The organism is Vibrio sp. 2-2(8), assembly GCF_963888495.1.
Taxonomy (GTDB): Bacteria; Pseudomonadota; Gammaproteobacteria; order Enterobacterales; family Vibrionaceae; genus Vibrio; species Vibrio anguillarum.
In genome coordinates, this window is record NZ_CAWPJM010000028.1 from 1 (window position 1) to 2091 (window position 2091).

The following is a 2091-nucleotide window of genomic DNA, read 5'->3' on the forward strand; positions in this document are numbered from 1 at the left end:
CAAGCAACGATACTTTTCAATGTGGTGCTGGAGCCGTAATGGCTGGAGTTGCATTGAGTGGTGAAGTTGTGAAGCTCAAAAAATAAGCATAACAAACGGTTAAAGAGGGATTGCCAACGCTCGTCGATTTTAGTTCAAAATTGAAATTCAGCGTTTACGGCGTGTTTTTTGAGTTAAGTAGTGCGTTGTCAACCCCTTAACCGGGCGTTATGTGAATGGAGAAAATAATGTCTTCAGTTCCTGAATCAAAAGATGAGTTGCTCACAGCTATAAATTCTATATTCCCGAAACTTATGGTCGATTATCGGAGTGTTCCTGCATCAATGGCACGTCAGTGTGCAATTGAAGGTAACGTAAAAGGAACACAAATTAGCGTTTGCGACACTGTCGCTTATCTTATTGGTTGGGGAAACTTGGTCTTGAAATGGCACAGTTTGAAGTCGCAAGGTTTGCCAGTCGATTTTCCTGACACGGGTTATAAATGGAATCAGCTTGGATTATTGGCGGTCAGTTTTCACGATCAGTACCGTGATTGGAAATTCGAGGACTTACTCAAGGAGTTAGACTCAACAACCAACAAGCTTATCTTGTTGGTTGAAAGCCTAAGCAATGAAGAATTGTATGAAACAACGTGGTATGAAAAATGGACATTAGGTCGAATGATCCAGTTCAACACGTCATCACCAATGAAAAATATGCGAGCCAAAGTTAGGCGATTTAACAAAAACAACAGGCTTAGGTAGGCAATTCACATAACAAACGCCTCAAGAGGGACTGTCAACGCGCGGCGTTTCCAGTCCCATTGAGCCGCGGTGGTTACGGTTGGTGTGTTTGAGTTTAGTGGAATGCGTTGCCAGCCCCTTAGGCGGGCGTTATGTGCTTACGATAAAAGGAGATATTTGTGCGCTTAATTACATATGTTGCATCTAAGGCATATCAAGATGGACAATCTTTCAAGCTAACAGTGTGTAATCCAATACTTGTAACAAAGCATGATGAGGTGGAGTCTTTTTTATGCGATGTACAAAAAGGTACTAAGCCTAAAAGTACAAGGTTGTGCGCAAAGGATATTGATGCGTTTATCAATCGTTTCGTTATTGAAAAAGACCAAAAATGTAGTTTTTTGGTTTATCGAGCAAGTTTGAATGTGGCGAATAACCAGCTTAAAAATGAAGTTTGGACTAACATAGCTTTTATATATCGTGATCCCAATAGCCCGACTGATTGGTTTATATATGCATATGCTAAAGCACGCTTAGACCGTTCATTTGTTAAAGATGGTTTTGGTTGTAAATTGTTCAATACAAATTTGTCCGAGTTACCTTTAGAAGAACGCACATAACAAACAATTTAAGAGGGATTCCCAACGCTTGGCATTTTTGGTTCTACTTCCAATTTAGTGTTTATGGCACAATGCTTTAGGTTGGGTGGTAGCGTTGCTCACCCCTTAATTGGGCGTTAGCTATTGTTTTATTCAGCAGCAAGGAAATTAAAGATGTCAAAGTATCAATTTTTCTGTAAACCAAATTCAAATCGTAATGCATTTACTTATCTGGATATGAGTTCAGAAACTTATCTTTTTGAAAAGGAAGAACTCTTGAGCTCGGGGTTAGAAGTGGAAGGTGATACGATTTATGCTTCTTCTCCAGAAGAGGCTATTGATAAATTCAAATCAAATTTTTGTGATCCTTTGAAGGATTATGCAAATTCAAATGTTGCAGGTGGATTGGCGACATTCATTTTTGAATCATTCAAATCAGTCACTGGGAAAAAATAGCTAACAAACGGCTCAAGAGGGATTGCCAACGCATGGTGACTTTAGTACAAAATTAAAGTTCAGTGTTTACAGTGTGTTTTTTGAGTTCGGCGTTGCGTTGTCAACCCCTTAGCCGGGCGTTAGCATTCTGAGGACTTAAATAGTCATATTCAAATGGTAGAAATCAATCATCGCGTATAATAGTTGTGTGATCCGCCCCAGCAGTTTTGGACACTGAGTTAAGTGAGTACAATCACTAACGAGGTGAACAATGACAACTAAGAAAACTAGAATTAAACATTCCCCTGAATTTAAAGCACAAGCCCTGAAGTTAG

3 protein-coding genes are annotated in these 2091 nt (G+C 39.5%); all 3 read left to right on the forward strand.

Going from position 1 to position 2091, the window contains the following annotated elements:
- Nucleotides 1-227: 227 nt before the first annotated feature.
- On the forward strand, nucleotides 228-743 hold the full coding sequence (locus AACV12_RS09185) for a ClbS/DfsB family four-helix bundle protein (RefSeq protein ID WP_170901605.1): 516 nt from the start codon (nucleotides 228-230) through the stop codon (nucleotides 741-743).
- A gap of 158 nt (nucleotides 744-901) precedes the next feature.
- Nucleotides 902-1342 carry a hypothetical protein gene (locus AACV12_RS09190; protein WP_170901606.1) on the forward strand — a complete coding sequence of 147 codons (441 nt, stop codon included), beginning with the start codon at nucleotides 902-904 and terminating at the stop codon, nucleotides 1340-1342.
- Nucleotides 1343-1495: 153 nt separating this feature from the next.
- Entirely contained in the window at nucleotides 1496-1777 is a 282-nt protein-coding gene (locus AACV12_RS09195) for a hypothetical protein (RefSeq protein WP_017049020.1), read from the forward strand.
- The last annotated feature ends 314 nt before the right edge of the window (nucleotides 1778-2091 follow it).

Bases quoted from the DNA above. Each gene is read 5' to 3' on its own strand.
- AACV12_RS09195 (WP_017049020.1), top strand. From the start codon at position 1,496: ATGTCAAAGTATCAATTTTTCTGTAAACCAAATTCAAATCGTAATGCA.
- AACV12_RS09185 (WP_170901605.1), top strand. From the start codon at position 228: ATGTCTTCAGTTCCTGAATCAAAAGATGAGTTGCTCACAGCTATAAAT.